9 protein-coding genes are annotated in these 18,625 nt (G+C 47.6%); 4 read left to right on the top strand and 5 right to left on the bottom strand.

The window, feature by feature from the left end; translation table 11 throughout:
* Positions 1-170: 170 nt before the first annotated feature.
* Complete coding sequence (gene ilvD / locus D0A37_RS06480) at positions 171-1,856, bottom strand: dihydroxy-acid dehydratase (RefSeq protein ID WP_242722473.1); 1,686 nt, start codon at positions 1,854-1,856, stop codon at positions 171-173.
* A gap of 418 nt (positions 1,857-2,274) precedes the next feature.
* Between ilvD and D0A37_RS06475 the strand changes: the two genes are divergently transcribed.
* Both D0A37_RS06475 and D0A37_RS06470 read left to right on the top strand, forming a co-directional pair.
* Entirely contained in the window at positions 2,275-3,117 is an 843-nt protein-coding gene (locus D0A37_RS06475) for a pentapeptide repeat-containing protein (RefSeq protein WP_242722470.1), read from the top strand.
* Between the two features lie 80 nt (positions 3,118-3,197).
* Entirely contained in the window at positions 3,198-4,061 is an 864-nt protein-coding gene (locus D0A37_RS06470) for a sulfite exporter TauE/SafE family protein (RefSeq protein ID WP_242722467.1), read from the top strand.
* A 233-nt stretch (positions 4,062-4,294) separates the two neighbouring features.
* On the opposite strand, the gene D0A37_RS06465 is transcribed toward D0A37_RS06470, so the two are convergent.
* Positions 4,295-5,092 (bottom strand): hypothetical protein, encoded by a 798-nt coding sequence (locus D0A37_RS06465; protein WP_242722464.1) that lies wholly within the window; start codon positions 5,090-5,092, stop codon positions 4,295-4,297.
* Positions 5,093-5,323: 231 nt separating this feature from the next.
* Between D0A37_RS06465 and D0A37_RS06460 the strand changes: the two genes are divergently transcribed.
* The gene (locus D0A37_RS06460; protein ID WP_242722461.1) at positions 5,324-5,650 is read left to right on the top strand and encodes a hypothetical protein; all 327 of its coding nucleotides are present in this window, start codon (positions 5,324-5,326) and stop codon (positions 5,648-5,650) included.
* Between the two features lie 66 nt (positions 5,651-5,716).
* Positions 5,717-6,256 (top strand): GIY-YIG nuclease family protein, encoded by a 540-nt coding sequence (locus tag D0A37_RS06455; protein WP_242722458.1) that lies wholly within the window; start codon positions 5,717-5,719, stop codon positions 6,254-6,256.
* Between the two features lie 479 nt (positions 6,257-6,735).
* On the opposite strand, the gene D0A37_RS06450 is transcribed toward D0A37_RS06455, so the two are convergent.
* The 3 genes from D0A37_RS06450 to D0A37_RS06440 form a co-directional block, all read right to left on the bottom strand.
* Positions 6,736-8,058 carry a hybrid sensor histidine kinase/response regulator gene (locus D0A37_RS06450; protein ID WP_242722455.1) on the bottom strand — a complete coding sequence of 441 codons (1,323 nt, stop codon included), beginning with the start codon at positions 8,056-8,058 and terminating at the stop codon, positions 6,736-6,738.
* A gap of 105 nt (positions 8,059-8,163) precedes the next feature.
* Complete coding sequence (locus D0A37_RS06445) at positions 8,164-12,297, bottom strand: ATP-binding protein (protein WP_242722452.1); 4,134 nt, start codon at positions 12,295-12,297, stop codon at positions 8,164-8,166.
* A 677-nt stretch (positions 12,298-12,974) separates the two neighbouring features.
* Positions 12,975-18,509, bottom strand: coding sequence for a PAS domain S-box protein (locus D0A37_RS06440; RefSeq protein ID WP_242722449.1), 5,535 nt, complete (start codon positions 18,507-18,509; stop codon positions 12,975-12,977).
* Between the last annotated feature and the right edge of the window lie 116 nt (positions 18,510-18,625).

Raw genomic sequence — 18,625 nt, 5'->3', positions numbered from 1 at the left:
CAATCATGAGGACTGCAACCGGAATTGATAATATTCCTGCTCATAGCGGCAAGGTGCGCCGAGGCGCACCCTACAGCTTTATTCTTCAGTCTCAAGCGAGAGGGCGAAAGTTTGTGTAGTGCAGGTTTCAACCGCCGATTACGATCGGCGATTTTTAACTAATTCCAACTTTAACCCAAACCCAAATCAGTCACAGCACCGACACTGCTAGAAGAAACCAACTTAGCATATTTAGCCAAAACGCCTTTAGTATACCGAGGTTTAGGAGGCTGCCAAAGAGCGCGCCGCTGCTCCAATTCAGCATCAGAAACATTGAGCTGCAACAAGCGATTGTTCGCATCAATCGTAATCGAATCGCCCTCTTTTACCAGAGCAATTGTCCCGCCAACTTGTGCTTCTGGTGCAACGTGACCGACAACCATTCCGTAAGTTCCGCCAGAGAAGCGACCGTCAGTAATTAACCCTACAGAATCGCCCAAACCTGCGCCAATAATGGCCGAAGTTGGTGCTAACATTTCGCGCATTCCCGGCCCGCCTTTGGGCCCTTCGTAGCGGATGATAATCACATCTCCCGCTTGAATTTTGCCGGCTAAAATTGCATCCAAACAATTTTCTTCAGATTCAAATACCCGCGCTGGACCGGTAATTTGCGGTTTCTTAACGCCAGTAATTTTAGCAACGGCTCCTTCTGTTGCCAGATTTCCCCGGAGAATTGCTAAATGTCCTTGGGCGTAAAGCGGGTTGTTCCAAGGGCGGATGACATCTTGGTCGGTGCGGGGTTCGGCTGGAATATCTGCCAACACTTCAGCAACAGTTTGACCGGTAATTGTCAGGGCGTCTCCGTGTAGTAAACCCTTTTCTAGCAGCATTTTCATTACTTGAGGAATGCCGCCTGCTTTGTGCAAATCGGTTGCTACATATTTGCCGCTGGGTTTGAGGTCGCACAGCACCGGCACTTTTGCTCGAATAGTTTCAAAATCGTCGAGGGACAGTTCAACTCCGATCGCATTGGAAATGGCTAATAAATGCAGCACAGAGTTGGTTGAACCGCCGACTGCCATGATGACCGCGATCGCATTTTCAAAGGCCTTGCGAGTCAAAATCTGGCTCGGTAGCAACTGTTTGCGGATTGCTTCCACCACAACTTTTGCAGATTCGGCAGCGCTGTCAGCTTTTTCGGCATCCTCAGCAGCCATTGTCGAAGAATAAGGCAAACTCATGCCCATCGCTTCAAAAGCGCTCGACATCGTATTTGCTGTGAACATTCCGCCGCAAGAACCCGCACCCGGACAAGCTTTCTCTTCCACTGCTTTGAGTTCTGTTTCGTCAATTTTGCCCGCGCTGAATTGACCGACTGCTTCAAAAGCGCTGACAACGGTTAAATCCTTTCCGTTGTGGTGTCCTGGTTTGATTGTGCCGCCGTAAACAAAAATAGCAGGAATGTTCATGCGGGCGATCGCAATCATCGCCCCCGGCATATTTTTATCGCAACCGCCGACAGCCAGCAACCCGTCCAGACTTTGACCGTTGCAAACAGTTTCGATGGAATCAGCAATCACATCTCTCGACACCAGGGAATATTTCATCCCTTCAGTTCCCATCGAGATCCCGTCGCTGATAGTAATCGTACCGAACATCTGTGGCATCGCGCCGGCTTCCCTTGCACCCGCAATAGCCCGCAAAGCGAGCTCGTTCAATCCCATATTGCAGGGCGTAATCGTGCTGTACCCGTTGGCAATTCCCACAATCGGCTTAGTGAAATCGCCGTCACCAAAACCGACTGCCCGCAGCATTGCTCGGTTGGGCGCGCGCTGCACGCCCCCAGTCACAGCTTGGCTTCTCAAATTTTCAGGCATTTTAAAATTTCCTTTGTCTGTTGACAGTTGACAGTTGACAGTTGACAGTTGACAGTTGTCAGTTGTCAACTGCCAGCTCGCCCAAAAACGAATACAAGTTTCCGATAATCGTCGTGGTGAGCCCATAATTTTAGACCAAAGTTCCGGCTCCCAGATGAATCTGTGGAGCAAATCTAAAATCTAAAATCTAAAATCGACTGACTCAGTGCCGAGCGCCGAGAGTTTTACCCTATTGTTGATTTTCTCAGAAGCTTTGATATTTGTCAGACCTTTTAGGAGGCAGTGGCACAGCAGTGCCCGGAAAGCCGTGCAAAGATTCTACAGATACTACAGCGTGCAGACTGAATACCGTGGTTATCTGGGATGATGTGGTAACACCCATCACTCTAACGTTTAAAAAAATTGCGAGGCGAATGACATGGAGGCCGATCGAATTCTGAGGCAATATGCGGCCGGAGAAAGAAATTTTCGAGAGATTAACCTCGTCGGGGCCGACTTAAAAGGGGTAAACCTCAGCGAGGCTAACTTTACCAGAGCGAATTTCCAAGACGCAAACCTCAAAGGCGCGAACCTGACGGGAGCGAACTTGCGCGAGGTGAAATTGGCAGGGGTTGATATGACAGAAGCCAACCTCAGCGAAGCAAATCTCATCGGTACCGATTTGAGCCGCGCCAATCTCAGCGGGGCTAACCTGATGGGAGCCAACCTGCGCGGCTCAATGGCGAGAGAAGTCAATATGACCAAGGCTAATTTGACCGAAGCTAATTTGACCGAAGCCAACTTTACCGAAGCGAATTTGTTTGCGGCCAACTTAACCGACGCTAGCATGATTCGTATTAATTTGATGAAGGCAAATTTGAGTTGGTCAACTCTCAAAGCGGTAAACCTGACAAATGCCATCCTTAGCGAGTCGCTTTTAGAAAGAGCTAACCTGAATCAGGCAATTCTTAGCGGGGCGATGCTGAGCGGGGCTAACCTGACTGGTGCAGACTTGCGCCAAGTAACGATGATTGGAGCTAATCTCAGCGATGCTAATCTGAGCAATGCTAATTTAAGAGTTGCTAATGTGAGTTGGTCAACCCTGGCAAGAGCTAATTTGAGCGGTGCTAATTTGTACCGGGCCAAGCTGTGCTGGTCTAATTTGAGCGGGGCTGTTTTGTTGGAAGCTGTTTTGATTGACGCTAATCTCAATCGAACTAACTTCCGCGATGCAGATTTGAGGCGGGCAATTATGCCCGACGGCACGACTAATGATTCTTAAAATTTGATTGTTGATTGTTGACTGTTAACTGTTGACTGTTGACTGTTGACTGTTGACTGTTAACTGTGGACTAATGACTAATGAGTATCAGTGAATTATTGATGTTGGGTGCGGCGGGAATTTTTGCCGGAATTCTAGCTGGATTTTTGGGTATCGGCGGCGGTACGGTTCTCGTGCCTTTGTTGGTGGCTCTCAATTACGTTCCGGTACAGGCGGTTGCTACTAGCGGTTTGTCGATCGTCATTACAGCTATTTCTGGCAGCATCCAGAATTGGCGCATGGGCTACCTCAGCTTGAGTCAAGTCGCAGGCATCGGATTTCCCGCCGTCATCACAGCACAAATCGGTGCTTATTTGGCGGGGATATTTCCGCCTTACTTGCTGTTACTTACTTTTGGGTTGTTGCTGTGGCTCAATATTTATTTGATTGAAGTTCGCAAGCACCTGACAGCTAAGAAGAAAGCGGCAGCAGAACAAGAGGAACTAGGAGGAGAAGCCGGACAAGGAGACAAGGCTCAATTACCAATTACCAATCACCAATTGCCAAATAATTCTAATATTTTATTCAATCCAACTTTTGCTAAAATTGCGACAGGCAGTGCTGCGGGTTTATTAGCCGGTTTGTTCGGCGTAGGCGGCGGCGTGATTATGGTTCCCCTGCAAATTTTGCTGTTAGGAGAAAGCATTAAAACCGCAATTCAAACCAGCTTGGGCGTCATCGTCATCACGGCAATTTCGGCGACGGCGGGACACGCGGCGCGCGGCAATGTTTTGTGGGTTGTGGGGTTAATTCTGGGGGGCGGCGGTTTGTTGGGCGCGCAGGTGAGCACGCGGTTTTTGCCGAGATTGCCCGATCGTATTGTTAGTTTAGCTTTTCGATCGCTCTTGGCAATCTTATCGATTTATGTTTTCTGGCAAGCTTGGCAAAAATTTAGTAACGGGTAATTGTTAATTGGTAAGGGGTAATTGAGAATAGTAATGGGTAATTGGTAAGGGGTAATTTAGAATTGGTAATTGGTAATTGAGGCAGAGCCTCCGGGTATGTATTCCCAGGCAGAGCCTGGGAACAAGGTTATGGCTACAATGACAGTTAACAATTGACAGTTGACAGTTGACAGTTGACAGTTGACGGTTGACAGTTGACAGTTGACAGTTGACAGTTGACTACTGACTAATGACTACTGACTAAGTTTCTTCACTGCGCGAGTCAGACGCTGCAAATAAGGCTTGACAATTTCTTGATTTTGCCTCTGCAACTCGGAAACTTGCTGCTGCAAATGCTGAATCTCGCTTTGCAACATCCCTGTGTCTATTGTGGGTCGATCGAGCAAATCCTGTAATTGCTTTAGAGAACCTTGGATTTGATCCAAGTCTACTTCGTTCGATCGCTCCTGTAACTGAGCCGTAATAGTTTTAACTTCAGTTAACTGTTCGCCCATCAATAAAAATCGGACGTTGACATTTTCCCAATCATGCTCTCTCAGGGCGCTATTTTCCAAAATGCGGAGTTTTTGCTGCAAATCCGACAGTTGCGTGTTGAACTCCTGAGAATCTGCCGGTAGCGCCTGGGCTTGGCGTTCGAGAGTGGCTACGGCAGCTTGTACCTCGGCGATGACGCCGGATTCCAAGCCCTGGAGTTTCTGCTGCAAGTCGGAGACAGCGGTGTAGAGTTCCGCAGGCTCTCCAGGTAGTATTTGAACTTGCTGCGATCGACGTTCTACTGCGGCCTGTACGTCCGTAATCGCAGAATTTGCCTTTTGTTGCATTTGTTGCTCGAAACGCTGGCGATTGGCGAGATTTATCGAGAGTGCTGCGGTTAAGGGGGCTGCAGCGTAGACAATTTGGCCCGACAATCCTGCAGCAATCGTGCCAATAGCTGAACCAGCAACAGAGGCGTATTCTACCAATTCTAGCCAGTCCGGCTGGTTCGGCGCACTTCTCAAAGCTGGGAATGATGCTTTTTCAATCTTCTGCATAGCCTTTTAGTCGTAGTCGGATAGATGGCGATACGGACATGATAAAAGCGATCGGCAAATAAATCAGGGCTATTTGTCAAAATTTCCGGATTGTGGTATTTTCATTGACCTCGTGCGGAATACCTTCTGCCTTCAAAAGGGTCAATCTCAGGTAAAATTCAGGATTAAGTCGATCGCTCACAACAGTTAACCAATAACCGTTAACCGCCATCTGTCAGGAGTATACAGAAAATGGGTCTTAAGATTATTGAAAGCTACGATAGCAGTTTTGTCCTCGAACCAGAGGCTAAAACTGCACTGTTCGGTTTATTAACAGGTGAAAGCTTTGTCAAACAAATAGCGCTACAATTGCAGTGCTCGCGCATTGAGTTTGCCGAGTTACTTTTTCAGCCAGTCCCTTACAGCAGCGAGACGCCGAAGGGAATGCCTGCGGAATTTGAAAAGTATCATCAATCGAGCGATTTTGCGATCGTCAACGTCCCCCCTAATTTCATGTTCCAAGCCAAAATATTTAAACCCAGCCGCCTCTGTGCAATTTATCGAGTTTTTAAGAGTTAGGTAAAGGCTGGTTAATCTGTGGTTTAATCTAAAATCTAAAATCTAAAATCTAGAATCTAAAATCGGATGACAGAAGACATTCACTCTCTCGCCAGCTTAGAATTCATTCCTTACATAGACTCCGAGGGGAAACTGCCCGATTTTGTCCAGGGAAAAATCGGCGTTTACGCGATTTTTGACAACGAGAAAGTCCTGCAATTTGTCGGCTATTCTCGCGACATTTACCTCAGCCTTAAACAGCATTTGGTACGCCAAACCCAGTATTGCTACTGGCTGAAAGTCCAAACTATTGACAAGCCCAGCCGCACTATTCTAGAAAGCATTAGAGAAAGTTGGATTGCCGAAAACGGTTCCCAACCCCAGGGTAACGGTGCCGATGCTGCCAAGTGGAATGATCCCATCGATACCAAAACAGTGATGACTACCGAAGAAGTAGCAAATTATGAAGGTATCTTCGCCGATGAAATTGCTAAAGATAAATTGTTGAAAAATGTAGCGCGGCGCGTGGAAAATGAAATTTTCGCGCTGTTGAAAGCTCGCGGCGTAACTGAAGAAATCCGGTTTAATCCCAAGCTGAAAACGAGCGGATTGCTGGATTTAAAGTAAATACCGCTCACCCGGCACTCCGCCAGGGAATGAATTCCACGGGGCTTATAGCGAAAGTCCTCTAAAAGAGGACTAATAAATTATTCAGTCCTCTTTTAGAGGACTTTCGCTTTGAGGCAGGGGTTTCAACCCCTGACGGACTGACGGAATATCGGTTTTACCTTAAGTGAACACCAATAGCCCTTGCCGTTTCCATAATCTCCGCGCCGGAAACGGCATTGCCGTTTCCCTACAAATGCTCGGGTACAATCTATCTGAGATATCATCTCCGTCTGTTAATCATGTTGTACCATTTTCAATAATTTTTTTTAGGGCGGGCGAGAAGCCCGCCCCACAAGAAAACTCACTCTTTGTGGAACAGGCATCTTGCCTGTTCAAAACGGACTCGCGTGCCCAACCCCTACTCCCCACAAGAAAACTCACTCTTTGTGGAACAGGCAAGATGCCTGTTCAAAACTTGCTTTTCTGGAGATATCTCTTTAACATTTAATAGATATCGGAATCTGCAAAGTTAACTCTGTTCCTCGGCCTGGAGCAGAAATACAACTGATTTTACCTCGATGTTTTTCCACTACAATATCGTGACTTATGGCCAACCCTAATCCAGTACCCCGGCCTACAGGCTTCGTAGTAAAAAATGGGTCAAATATCTGGTGGCGCACTTCCTCACTCATCCCACAACCGTTATCGGCAATTAAAATCACAACGGATTGATTGTTTTGAGTGGCTAATATTGAATCGGGATGGTGCAGCGCAGCTTCTGACTCAAAACTTACTGAAGTGGTGATGGTAATTTTTCGGGGAGACGATTGATTTTCCAGGGCATCAATAGCATTAGTTAGCAGGTTCATGAACACTTGATTTAACTCACTCGCGTAACAAGCGACTCTTGGCAGTAGGCTGTAGTTTTTAATGACCTCAATCTCACCGGCATTGTGTGAGCCCTTGAGTCGGTGTTGCAAAATAACTAAAGTATTGTCAATGCCTTCATGAATATCTACTCGCTTGTACTTTTGTTCGCCAAGGCGGGAGAAGTTCCGCAAAGACATCACAATTTCGCTAATCCGAGAAGCACCCTCCGTCATCGAATTCAGCAGTTTTGGATAATCCTCTGCGATGAATTCGGGTTGTATCTCGTCCAATTCGCCGATAATTTCTGCAACGGGGTGGGGGTAGTAATGTCGGTACAATTCAACGAGGCGAAGCAAATCTCGCGCATACTCCGCCGCTAGAGAAATATTGCCGTAGATAAAGCTGACGGGATTGTTGATTTCGTGAGCAATTCCTGCCGCTAGCTGACCTAAAGAAGCCATTTTTTCCTTCTGTATTAACTGCGCTTGAGTCTTTTTGAGTTCAGTTACTGTTTGTTCTAATTCCTTGGCATAGGATTGTGTTTGTTGGAACAAATGGCGCTGCACAAGTTGATTGGAAACGCGGGCCAAAACTTCTTGTTCGTGAAACGGTTTTGTGATATAGTCTATACCACCAACTTCAAAGGCTTTGATTTTATCAAACACTTCATTTAAAGCACTGATAAAAATAACTGGAATGTCCTTGGTTGTGGGAGAAGCTTTCAATGCTTGGCAGACTTTGTAGCCGTCCATATCGGGCATCATGATGTCGAGCAAAATCAAGTCCGGAGGAGTTAACTCGATCGATCGCAGCGCTAGTTTGCCGTCGGGTGCGGTGCGGGTTTTGTACCCTTGGTGTGAGAGTATTTGAGCTAAAAGTTGCAAATTAGCCGGAATATCATCAACAATTAAAATATTCCCTTTTATGACGGGAGTGGGTTCGTAATTCATATGTAGTGCTGTAAAATAACCTTTATAGGTTTGTAGTGAGTACGATCGCCCGATGGGATTTTCTGAGGACGATCGTACTCACTACAAACCTATCTCATATCCTTCTTATTTTGGTTCGGGATGGATGAGAGCTAGTATTTGATTGAACTGAAACTCGTTAGCCAAGGCGGCTAGAGCGCTAGCTAAAGCGTCATTGCGATCGCGAATTTGCTCAATGTGGATCAGAATTAACTCTAAATCGCACTCAATTGTGGCTTTCTCTAAAGCTGCCAGCCAATCTGCGGGTAAAACTGCAAGAGTCTCGGGAGTCGGAGCCTCAATTTGAGTTGACTCGGGAACACTCTCCGGTTCACCGTAAATGTAACGCACTCCCAGATGCTTGTGCAGGGTGGCAAAAATTTCTGAATCTCGAAAGGGTTTGTGGATAAAGTCATCGCAATCATCGGATACCGTAACGGTTCGCGCTTCATCGGCGTTAGCCGCACTCACGGCAATAATTGCCGTAGCTTGACCTTTAACGGTGGCTTTAATGCGTTTGGTCGCTTCCTGTCCATCCATCACGGGCATCCACATATCCATAAAAATTAAGTGTGGCTCAAAACTCGACCACATTTCAATAGCTTCTAGGCCGTTGGTGGCTTCTTGGAGTTCACAGTTAAAGGCCGCGAGGAGTTTGATCAGCAGTTGGCGGTTGTCGGATTGATCGTCCACAATCAAAATACGATAGCGTGGCTGGTTGCCTTCCAGCGCTATCACCCGACGCAGTGGCTGTACGGGTTGAGTCGCCGGGGCATCAACGGCGCTGACGGGGATATCAAACGCGAAGGTAGTGCCGCGTCCTACTTCACTGCGTACAGTAATCAGGCCGCCCATCAGCTTGACAAACTGTTGGCTGATAGCCAGTCCCAAGCCTGTTCCTTGCTGAGATTTTTTTCCTGTTGTGGTTTGCAAAAAAGGTTGAAAAAGTCTATCTAACTCATCAGCAGCTATGCCGGAGCCAGTGTCTTCTATTTCAAAATGTAATTGGTAATTACTGATTGGTAATTGCTGAGATTCCCCCTCCCTAACCGCACTTACTCTTACCCTAATTTCTCCTTGTTTCGTAAACTTAATGGCGTTAGAGAGGAGATTGATTAAGACTTGGCGCAACTTAAGTTGATCGGTTTGCACGTATTCGGGAACTTCGCTAGAGCAGTCAAATATTAACTGCAATTGTTGCTCCATTGCCTGGAGTTGAAACATCTCTTCCACATCGTTCAACAGGCTGCTTAATTGAAATTCTGTTGGGTTGATTGTAATGCGTCCCGCCTCTATTTTGGCTACATCTAATATTTGATTGATTAGAGCGAGCAAGTGTTCTCCACTACGGTTAATAATGCGGATATTTTCCTGTTGGTCGCGAGTGAGGTTGGTAGAGCGCTGCATCAATTGGGAGAAGCCTAGAATTGCGTTTAGCGGGGTGCGGAGTTCGTGGCTCATATTTGCCAGGAAAGTGCTTTTGGCGAGGTTGGCGGCTTCTGCTGCCCAGGCGGCTTGTTGAAGCTGTACTGCTTGCTGTTGAGTGGCTTCGAGCAATTGAGCTTGTTGTAAGGCGACTCCCAATTGGGTGCTAATTTGCAGCCCAATATTAATTTCTGCTTCGCGCCAAGTGCGGGGTTCAGAATTTTGATAGCTGGCGAGCAAACCCCAAAGTTGACTGCCACAAAATATGGGGAAAATAACGTAGGCTCTCGCTTGAAATTGTTTTAACAGTTCTATGTAACAAGGGCTCAAGCCAGCGCTGTATATGTCTTCAATTATGCGGTAAGGAACGCCTCTAGCGTACATACCGCCTTGATTTTTTTGTAGATAGGTATCCAGCACTGATGTACCGCCGGCTTGCATAGTTTTCACGGTACAGCGAGAGTGTTCGACGAGAGTGTTTGGCACATTACCATCGTCGGGTTGTTGCATCAGAGATATCCAGCCGGGAGCCATTGATTCGGCAACAAATTCCCCGCTCCAATCAGGATTAAAGCGATAGATACCGACACGATCGCATTTTAGGGTTTGTCGCAGTTCAGAGGTTGTGGTTTTGAAGATTGTGTCAATATCTAAGGATTGACGGATGCGATCGATCGATCGGGCGATCGCTTGTTCTCCCTCGGCCCTTTCTCGCAAAGCTGACTCGGCTTGTTTGCGCTCGCTAATATCCAAGACAGTGCCGAACAAACGGATCAACTCGCCTTTTTTATCATAAACCGGTTTTCCTCTCACTTCAATGTAACTGAGCGAGCCATCTCTTCGGATTAGCCGCAGATCAATTTCAAAGCTTTGTCCCGACATAGCTTGATCGCTAACCATTTTGACATAGCGCGATCGATCTTCTGGATGAAAGCGCTCGATTAATTGTTCAGTTGGCAGCGGTTTTTGAGTAGGATCGAGCTCGTAAATGCGATATAGTTCTTGACTCCAAGTGGTTGTTGCTGTGGCGATATCGTGTTCCCAACTGCCAATACGGGCAATTTTTTGGGCTTCGAGCAGTCGGGCTTCGGCAAACTGGCGATCGCTAATGTCGCGGGCTACCCAAACAGCGGAGCTATCGGACAGTGGCGAAATTTTAGCAGCAAACCAAACTTCTTTGTTATTAATCCGCAGACTGTAATCAAAACTAATAGTTTGTTGGGTTTCCAATGCCTGTCGAACTTGAGCGAAATAAATCTCCTCACTTTCCTCGTGAAATAATTGTTGGATGATGGAATCCATCTGATTAGTCTGATAGTTGTATTGAGAAATACCCTTCGTAGGTATAATTTGGATGCTTGTTTCCCTCTGGTTAAAAATCAAGACCACATCGGTTATCGACTCAAATATTTTTACAACTTGCTCGGCAGAAGTGTAAAGTTTTTGTTCGAGCAATTTGCGATCGGCCATTTCATATTGTAATAGTTCGCTAGCACGAGCTAAGGCGCAGGTACGTTCGGCCACTTCGGCTTCTAAAGTGCGATTGTAGTCAGTTAATATTTTTTCATAGTGTTTGCGCTGTGCGATGTTAGAAAAAGCATTGATGGCATAAATAATGTTTCCGTCTTCGTCGAAAATGGGTGTGGCGCGCACCTCAAAAGGAATAAATTTCCCATCTCGATAAAGTTCTATATCTTCAAGGAATACCGTTTCGCCGCGCAGTGCTCGGAATGCAGGCAGTTCTTCAATTGGATACGGCTGGTTTTGGCGGTACATTTGATAAACTTCTACTGCTTCTTCTAAAGTCGCATCGGGGATAGTTTCTACACCCAGCCAATGCTTGGCAGTTTCGTTGAAGTACACGACTTTACCCGAGGCATCGTGGATAGATACTCCGGCGGGTATGGCTTCGATAAATTGCTGGAGTTGGCTCTCGCTGTGCGCTAAAGCTTCATTTAAAGATTTTTGGTCTGCAAACGCCTTTTGCAGTTGCGCTGCCATAAGATTGAAGGAATTGGCGAGTTCTCCGACTTCATCCAAGCGTTTAATTTCTAAAGGTTGATCCCATTCTCCTTTTGCCACATTTTTGGTGGCGGTATTCAAGCGCATAATTGGCTTTGTCACCCAACGGGAAGTCAACAATCCGATCGCGATCGCCAGCGGCAGTGTACCTGTCAATAACCACAATGTATTGCGCGTATTTGCTTGAATCGGAGCCATGAAATCCGACTCTGGCACCACCACCACAATCAACCAATCCAAGCCACGGAAATCTCGAAAGGGAGTGACGCGGACAAACTGCCGCTCGCGCTTGCTCGCCAGGGTCAATTTCTCGGTTGTTTGCAACGTGCGGAAGTTGCCAAATCGGTTGGCGAGTTGTCGAGCAATATCTCGCGTTCGGGCATCCTTGCTGCTGGTGGCTAGCAATGGTGTCGGTTGCTTTTTTGCTGCTGGCGTTACGAAGGGTTTTTCTAGTGTGGATGTGGCAATCAGATTGCCCGATCGATCCATAATAAAAGTTTGTCCCGATGCAGAGAATTGCAGCCTAGCCAGAAAGGTATTAATTGCCGATAGCCCATTATTATCGGTGAGGCGATCGCTAATTCGCTCTCCTACTTGTTCGATTAACTGATGCGCTACATTTTCGACTGATTTCTGACCACTTTTGAAAGAAAGATAGCCCACTAGCCCAACTACACTTACCGTTTGCAAAACAAACGGAACAATCAGAACCGTTCGCAGTGGCAGTTTGCTAAAAAAATTGGCGGTTAGGCGGTTGAAGTGATAAAGGGGCATGGGTGTGAACCAATTGCGCTGATAATCCTATTTTAACTGCTGTAGCGTGCCTTTTCCGGCAATTGGCGCGCCCTAAAAACTGTGAAATTTTCCCCCCGGTTCAATATAGCCAACTACTAGCGAATATTCGACGCGGATGCGAAAATTTGCTTCTGTCATATCAATTCCGGTTGCACCGGAATTATTGTTGACTGTTGACTGTTGACTGTTGACGGGCGGGTCGAAAAACTGAATGGTTGAGTGTTAACTGTTGACTCGATTTTATTATTCCGATGCAACCGGAAACGAGATCAGTTCTGTTTCTAGCTGTTGGGAATTTGATTCACTTTTACTTGCAAAAACTGTGATAAATTTTCTAATTGCTTTGTGTGTATCGGCAATCATGTTGTTAATGAAAAGCCAGCGGGAGCGGGTTTATGAGATTGGAGATTATGGGCAATTATTATTGGTGAACCCGCCCCTACAAGATTTAACATCATACAAATCCGAATCAAACGGAAATGATATTATATCAATTCCGGTTGCACCCGAATTATTGTTGACTGTTGACTGTTGACTGTTGACTGTTGAGTCGGGGTCGAAAAACTGAATGGTTGAGTGTTAAGTGTTGACTCGATTTTATTATTCCGATGCAACCGGAAATGATATTATTTGTGCGTTGATCGAACCCGATCGCCCTAATGCAACTTTGTTAACTTGGCTAAAACGGTGGCGAAGAGAGCAGGTTCGATCGGCTTTGTTAAGTGTTCGTTGTAACCAGTGGCGATCGCCCGATCGCGGTCTTGTTCGCTAGCATAAGCTGTCAGCGCCACGGCCGGCAAGCGCTTGATTTTGTCGGATTCGGACGATCGCACTTGGCGGATCAGCGAGTAGCCGTCCTCAACGGGCATAGCGATATCCCTGACTAAAATATCCGGCGGCGAGTGCTGTAAAATGTCGATCGCCTCCGCAGCCGTTGCAACCGCAGTCGCAGTCGCCCCCAACTGTTCGAGGGCCCCAATCAAAAACTCGCGGTTGTCGGGTTCGTCATCAACTACCAACACCTTTAAACCTGCCAAAATACCCGGACGAATTTGATGGGATTTGCTTTCCTCCCTCAACTGCCGCTGCTGACTCCGACGCTGTTTGAGCGGCAGTTTCACCGTAAATGTCGCACCCTTGTCTTTACCGGGACTTTCCGCCGTCACAGTGCCGCCGTGGAGTTCCACCAAGTGCCGGACGATCGCTAATCCCAGTCCCAAACCGTTTTGATGCCTAGTAAGCGAACTGTCTGCTTGTCGGAAGCGATCGAATACGTAGGGCAGAAACTCAGCAGAAATGCCCTTTCCGGTATCGCTGACAGTAATTTGCACGTAATTAGGTGAGGAGGAATTGCTAACAGCTACCGCAGATAAGCGCATTTTTACAGTTCCTCCCGAAGGCGTAAACTTGACGGCGTTACTCAGCAAATTCGACATTACCTGCTGCAACCTCTGGGCGTCGCCCCACATCAAGTTGACTGCGGGGTCCAATTCTGACGAAACGGTGACAGACTTGGCCTTGGCTGCAAAACGAACTGAATTTAGAGCAACCTCGATCGTCGGTTTCATGATGAACCAGCCGGGTTTCAGAGCCAGCTTACCTTGAATAATCCGGGAAACATCGAGCAAATCTTCCACTACCTGCACCTGCACCTTCGACTGACGCTCGATCGCCTCCAAACCGCAAGCTAAATCATCTTCCGTGTAGGGGAGGGCGCGCAGCCTCTGCGCCCAGCCCATAATTACATTTATAGGCGTGCGGAGTTCGTGGGAAAGAGTGTCTAGAAACTCGTCTTTCCGGCGGCTGATAGCTTCTGCTTCCGCCCGCGCGGCTTGTTCGCGATCGAGCAACTGCGCGCGTTGGGCCTCGACTTGCTTGCGATCGCTGATGTCGGCGATGATCGACATACAGTTGATATTGCCGTTGCTGTCGCGGACTGGAGTTGCCCACAAACTGATGTCGATCAAGCTGCCGTCTTTCCTTTGGCGGTGGGTTTCCATGCCTGCGATCGCGTTTCCTTCACGAATTCCTTTCAAATTAGCCATGAATTCCTCCCGCTTGTCTGCGGGAACGCTGGGCACCAATTGGCCTACCACCTCTGATTCGCGCCAGCCAAAAATCCTCTCGGCGGCTGGGTTCCACATTTTCACAGTTCCGTCGTCGCAGTCCAAAACGGTAATTGCTAGGGGACAAGCCTGAATCAAGGCTTCTAAAGTTTGATGGATGTGGGATCGCGCTGCTTCTGCTTGTTTGCGATCGCTGATATCGACGTTCACGCCGCTCATCCGCCAAGGCAAACCGATCTCATCCTGAAACACCTTAGCCCTGCAAGCAATCCAGCCCACGCTTTTGTCCGGGCGGCAAATGCGAAACTCTATGTTTAATTCCTCCCCGGATGCCACCGCAGCCTGCACCTGCTTTTCGGTAACAGCGCGATCGTCTGGATGCACCATTTGGGCCCAACTTTGATAGCTGTCTAAACCGCCGACAGGCAGCCCGTACAAAGCTTCTAACTCCGGCGTACCGGCGACCTCGCCGGTTTCGATGTTCAATTCAAAAGTTCCGATTTTGCCTGCTTGCTGAGCGATTTGCAGGCGTTCTTGATTGTGTTTGAGTTCTGCTTCCACGCGGGAGATCTCGGTCAAGTCGATGTAGAATGCGACGAGCGTCTCTGGTTCGCGAGCGTCCGGGCACAGGCTCGTCCCGCCCATCAGAATCGGCACGCGGCTGCCATCTTTGCGGATGTAGTCTTTCTTGAAAGGAGTTGCCACTCCCTTATCCCGCAGTTCTTGCGCCACTAAGGCGTCGAGGTGCAGGTATTCGGGGGGGGTCATTTTGTCCCACCGCATTTTACCCGAGAGCAAGTCTGAGCGGGTGTAGCCGACCATGTTGAGCAGGCATTGGTTGGCGTAGGCGATGTGGCCGCTAAAATCGCCGATCGCAACTCCGAAAATATTTGACTCGAACAGCCGCCGGAATATGGCTTCGCTTTGCTGCATTACCCGTTTTGCTTGGTTGCGATCGGTGATTTCGGCAATCACGGTGCTGACTCCCAGCAGCGTTCCTGATTCATCGCTCACTGGGTAAAAGCTGATTTGCCAATCCCGCAAAACTCCCGGCTGTTGCTTGGTTTCGGCCTTAACTTCCAAGTCGAGCACGGGGGTTTGCGTCGCCAGCACTTGGCGGTAAATCCGCTCTACCATATCGGCCATTTCGGGAATTACTTCTCTAACGGTATGCCCGATGTGATCTGCGATCGATCGGCCGTTGATCGCAGCGAGGCATTCGTTCAGGCGGATGTAGCGCAAATTGGTATCGACAAAGCACAGCCCGACTGGTGTAGTCTTGTAAACTAAGTCGAGTTCTGCTAGTTGGCGGCGAATGCGTATTTCGTTTTCTCGAAGTTGATTTTGGGCTTGTTTGCGATCGGTGATATCGAGAACGAAGAATGCTCCTTTGTCTGTGCATCCTTGGAAGTTTCCGCCGCCGACTAAAACTGGCAAGCGCGTGCCGTCTTTGCGGATCAATTCTTTTTCATAAGGCGCGCAACTTCCTGATGCTGCGACTTGGGCGAGGGCGATGCCATCGAGTTCTCCGTATTCCGGCGCCGTAAATTCGTTCCAGCGTATCTGTCCCGAAACTAAGTCTTCCCTCGTATATCCGATCATTTCCAGCAAGGCGTCGTTAGCGTCCGTAACTTCGCCGCTGACATCCCAGAAACCGATGCCGATCATGTTAGATTCTACCACGCCGCGAAAGCGCACTTCGCTTTCCCGCAAAGCTATTTCTGTTTGTTTGGCTGCGGTAATATCTGTGATAATTAGGCCGGCTCCGATTATTTCTCCCCTTTCATTTTTTACTGGGTAGTAGTTGGCGAGCCAGTAGCCAAAATCTCTCGCTTTCCCCGGAGGTTCGCCGCTAATTTCTACGTTTAAAACAGGCTGACCGGTTTCTAAAACTTGCTGAATTATTGGTGCGAATTGGGCGGCGCATTCTGGGAACAATTCCCGGAACTCTTTGCCTAAATGCTGTTCGGCTGGCAAACCGTGGAGTTCGGCTAAAACTTGATTGATACGGATGAAGCGCATTTCGCGATCGAGAAAGCAAATCGCTAGGGGAGATGCTTCTAATAGCGAGTCAATTAAGGCGAAGGATTGGGATGTTTGAGATAGTGCTTCCTGCACTTCTGCGTAAAGTCTGGCGTTGTCTACGGCGATCGCCACGCGATATGCTAAATCTTCTAGCATTGCCATGTCTTCTGCATTGTAGCGGCGGCCCAACTTTGAGGTAAAGCAAGTGATGGAACCCATTACCCGCCCGCGAGCCCTCAGCGGTACGCAAGCGTGAGATCCGATATTGAGCGATTCCCTACGGGATAGCTTCGCTTCACGCAATATTTCCAATTCTGCTGGATTTTCGGCGACTGCTGCTAAAATTTCCTCATCCACTTCGGCAATTAGTTGGGATGTTCCGGTGCGGATTACCAGCGGATAGCCGTTAACAGCATTGTCGGCGATCGAACTGCGGATGCTGAAGTTATTAATAGTATCAATCGTGGAGGGTTCTGCGTGAGCCACAGCGACTAGACGCACTTGTGAGTCGCTTTCGGTCAAATGAATGCAGCACCCATCGGCGATCGAATTTATTGCTAATTCTGCTACCTTTTGCAGCACCGTTTCCCCGTCAAACGCATCAGCCAGCATTTTGCTGACTTCTGCTAAAAATGCCGAGCGCTGCTGTTCTATTTCCGCTTTTTCCCTCGCTGTTTGCTCGATTGTTAACTGCAATCTTTGAGTTTCTGCAAGTTTTATTTCTGTGATATCGCGGGCGACAATTAAAGCCGATTCTGCTACGCCATTTTTGTCCAATTCTGGAACTACGCGGGATTGATAACTTCGGATGCCGTTGATTGAGGAAGCCTGAAATTCGATAATTTCTTCTTGACCTGTTTCTAACACTTTGTGCAGGGTTTCATCCCACATCTGGCACACTTCCGGCGGCATTCCTATTTCTTGACTGGTTTTACCCAGGAAGAAGGAAAACGGTTTTTCTTGGCTTCTTTCAACTGCTTTATTGACATACATATAACGCAGTTCTTTGTCCGTGCGGATAATGATGTCTGGCGTATTTTCTAGCAGCGTTCTCAGTTGCTGTTCGCTGCTTGCTAAAGCTGCTTGCGCTTGTTGTCTTTCGGTGATATCTCTCACTGTGCCCACGTGCCCGATGAGTTCGCCGGAGTCGGAGAACATCGGCGAGGAACAAACGTTAATCCAGCGCACAATCCCCTCTGGTGTTTGCAGGCGATACTCGATCGCATATTCCCCACCTTGCTGAGTATAATCCAACCATTGGGCCAATACGCGATCGCTGTCTTCCGGGTGAATGCAATTTTCCCAACCTTCTCCTAAAATTTCTGTCAAACTCAAGCCAAAAATAGCCTGACAGCGAGGGTTTGCATAGGTGTAGCGCCCCTGGGAATCGGCCATAAAAATGCCGACAGGCGAACACGAACTTAAACAGCGAAATCGTTCTTCTTGAGCTTGCAGCGCTTCTTTAGCTACTGTTAGTTCTGCTGTGCGCTCTTTAACGCGGCTTTCTAGCTTCGTGTAGGATAAAGCCAGGGCTATTTCTGCTGCTTTGCGGTCAGTAATATCGATGCCCGTTGCTATCACATATTCTACCAAACCCTCGCCATCGGTCGTCACCGTATTCGACCACGAAATGAATCGCTTGTCGCCGTTTTTAGTGCGCCAATAGTTTTGATATTCGCTGTTAAATTGTTCCCCGTTAAGCTTGGCAAAAACTGTTTTAACTGGCTCTATTTCTTCGGGAATTAAGAACAAATCCCAAACATATTTATTGATTACTTCTGCTGTCGAGTAGCCTGTAGTTTTTTCGCAAGCTTGGTTAAATCGGACAATCCGTCCTTGGCTGTCGAGAACTACAATCAAGCAAGCCGTCGTCTCAATTGCTTTTGAATTAATCTTACGTTCTATTTCTAGTTTTTTTTCTGTGAAATTTAAGCCAACATACCAAGCGCTAACTATTGCAGCGCCAACAAGTAAGAAGAGTGTAGGAGTTGCTTTGAGTGCCAACAGAAACATAGTTGTCAGCAGTAATGCGATGCCGGCGCTAAATGTAGCAATGCTGTAAGATTTAATGGGTAAGGCCAAGACCTGAAAGCGATTCATTTTTGTTGACCTGGAGCGATGCCGCGATAGCGCTATTGCTTATGTCGATGAAATAACCCTGTGAAAACTAACTTAAAACTAAGTATCTATTTTATTTTACAAAACCACATTTGTAT

It is taken from the genome of Microcoleus vaginatus HSN003 (assembly GCF_022701255.1).
Lineage (GTDB): Bacteria > Cyanobacteriota > Cyanobacteriia > Cyanobacteriales > Microcoleaceae > Microcoleus > Microcoleus vaginatus_B.
This window is presented reverse-complemented; position numbering and strand designations above follow the sequence as displayed.

What these genes read in the sequence shown, in the direction of transcription:
- D0A37_RS06450 (WP_242722455.1), bottom strand. Translation starts at nt 8,058, where the DNA reads ATGAATTACGAACCCACTCCCGTCATAAAAGGGAATATTTTAATTGTT.
- D0A37_RS06475 (WP_242722470.1), top strand. Translation starts at nt 2,275, where the DNA reads ATGGAGGCCGATCGAATTCTGAGGCAATATGCGGCCGGAGAAAGAAAT.
- D0A37_RS06460 (WP_242722461.1), top strand. Translation starts at nt 5,324, where the DNA reads ATGGGTCTTAAGATTATTGAAAGCTACGATAGCAGTTTTGTCCTCGAA.
- D0A37_RS06455 (WP_242722458.1), top strand. Translation starts at nt 5,717, where the DNA reads ATGACAGAAGACATTCACTCTCTCGCCAGCTTAGAATTCATTCCTTAC.
- ilvD (WP_242722473.1), bottom strand. Translation starts at nt 1,856, where the DNA reads ATGCCTGAAAATTTGAGAAGCCAAGCTGTGACTGGGGGCGTGCAGCGC.
- D0A37_RS06445 (WP_242722452.1), bottom strand. Translation starts at nt 12,297, where the DNA reads ATGCCCCTTTATCACTTCAACCGCCTAACCGCCAATTTTTTTAGCAAA.
- D0A37_RS06470 (WP_242722467.1), top strand. Translation starts at nt 3,198, where the DNA reads ATGAGTATCAGTGAATTATTGATGTTGGGTGCGGCGGGAATTTTTGCC.
- D0A37_RS06440 (WP_242722449.1), bottom strand. Translation starts at nt 18,509, where the DNA reads ATGAATCGCTTTCAGGTCTTGGCCTTACCCATTAAATCTTACAGCATT.
- D0A37_RS06465 (WP_242722464.1), bottom strand. Translation starts at nt 5,092, where the DNA reads ATGCAGAAGATTGAAAAAGCATCATTCCCAGCTTTGAGAAGTGCGCCG.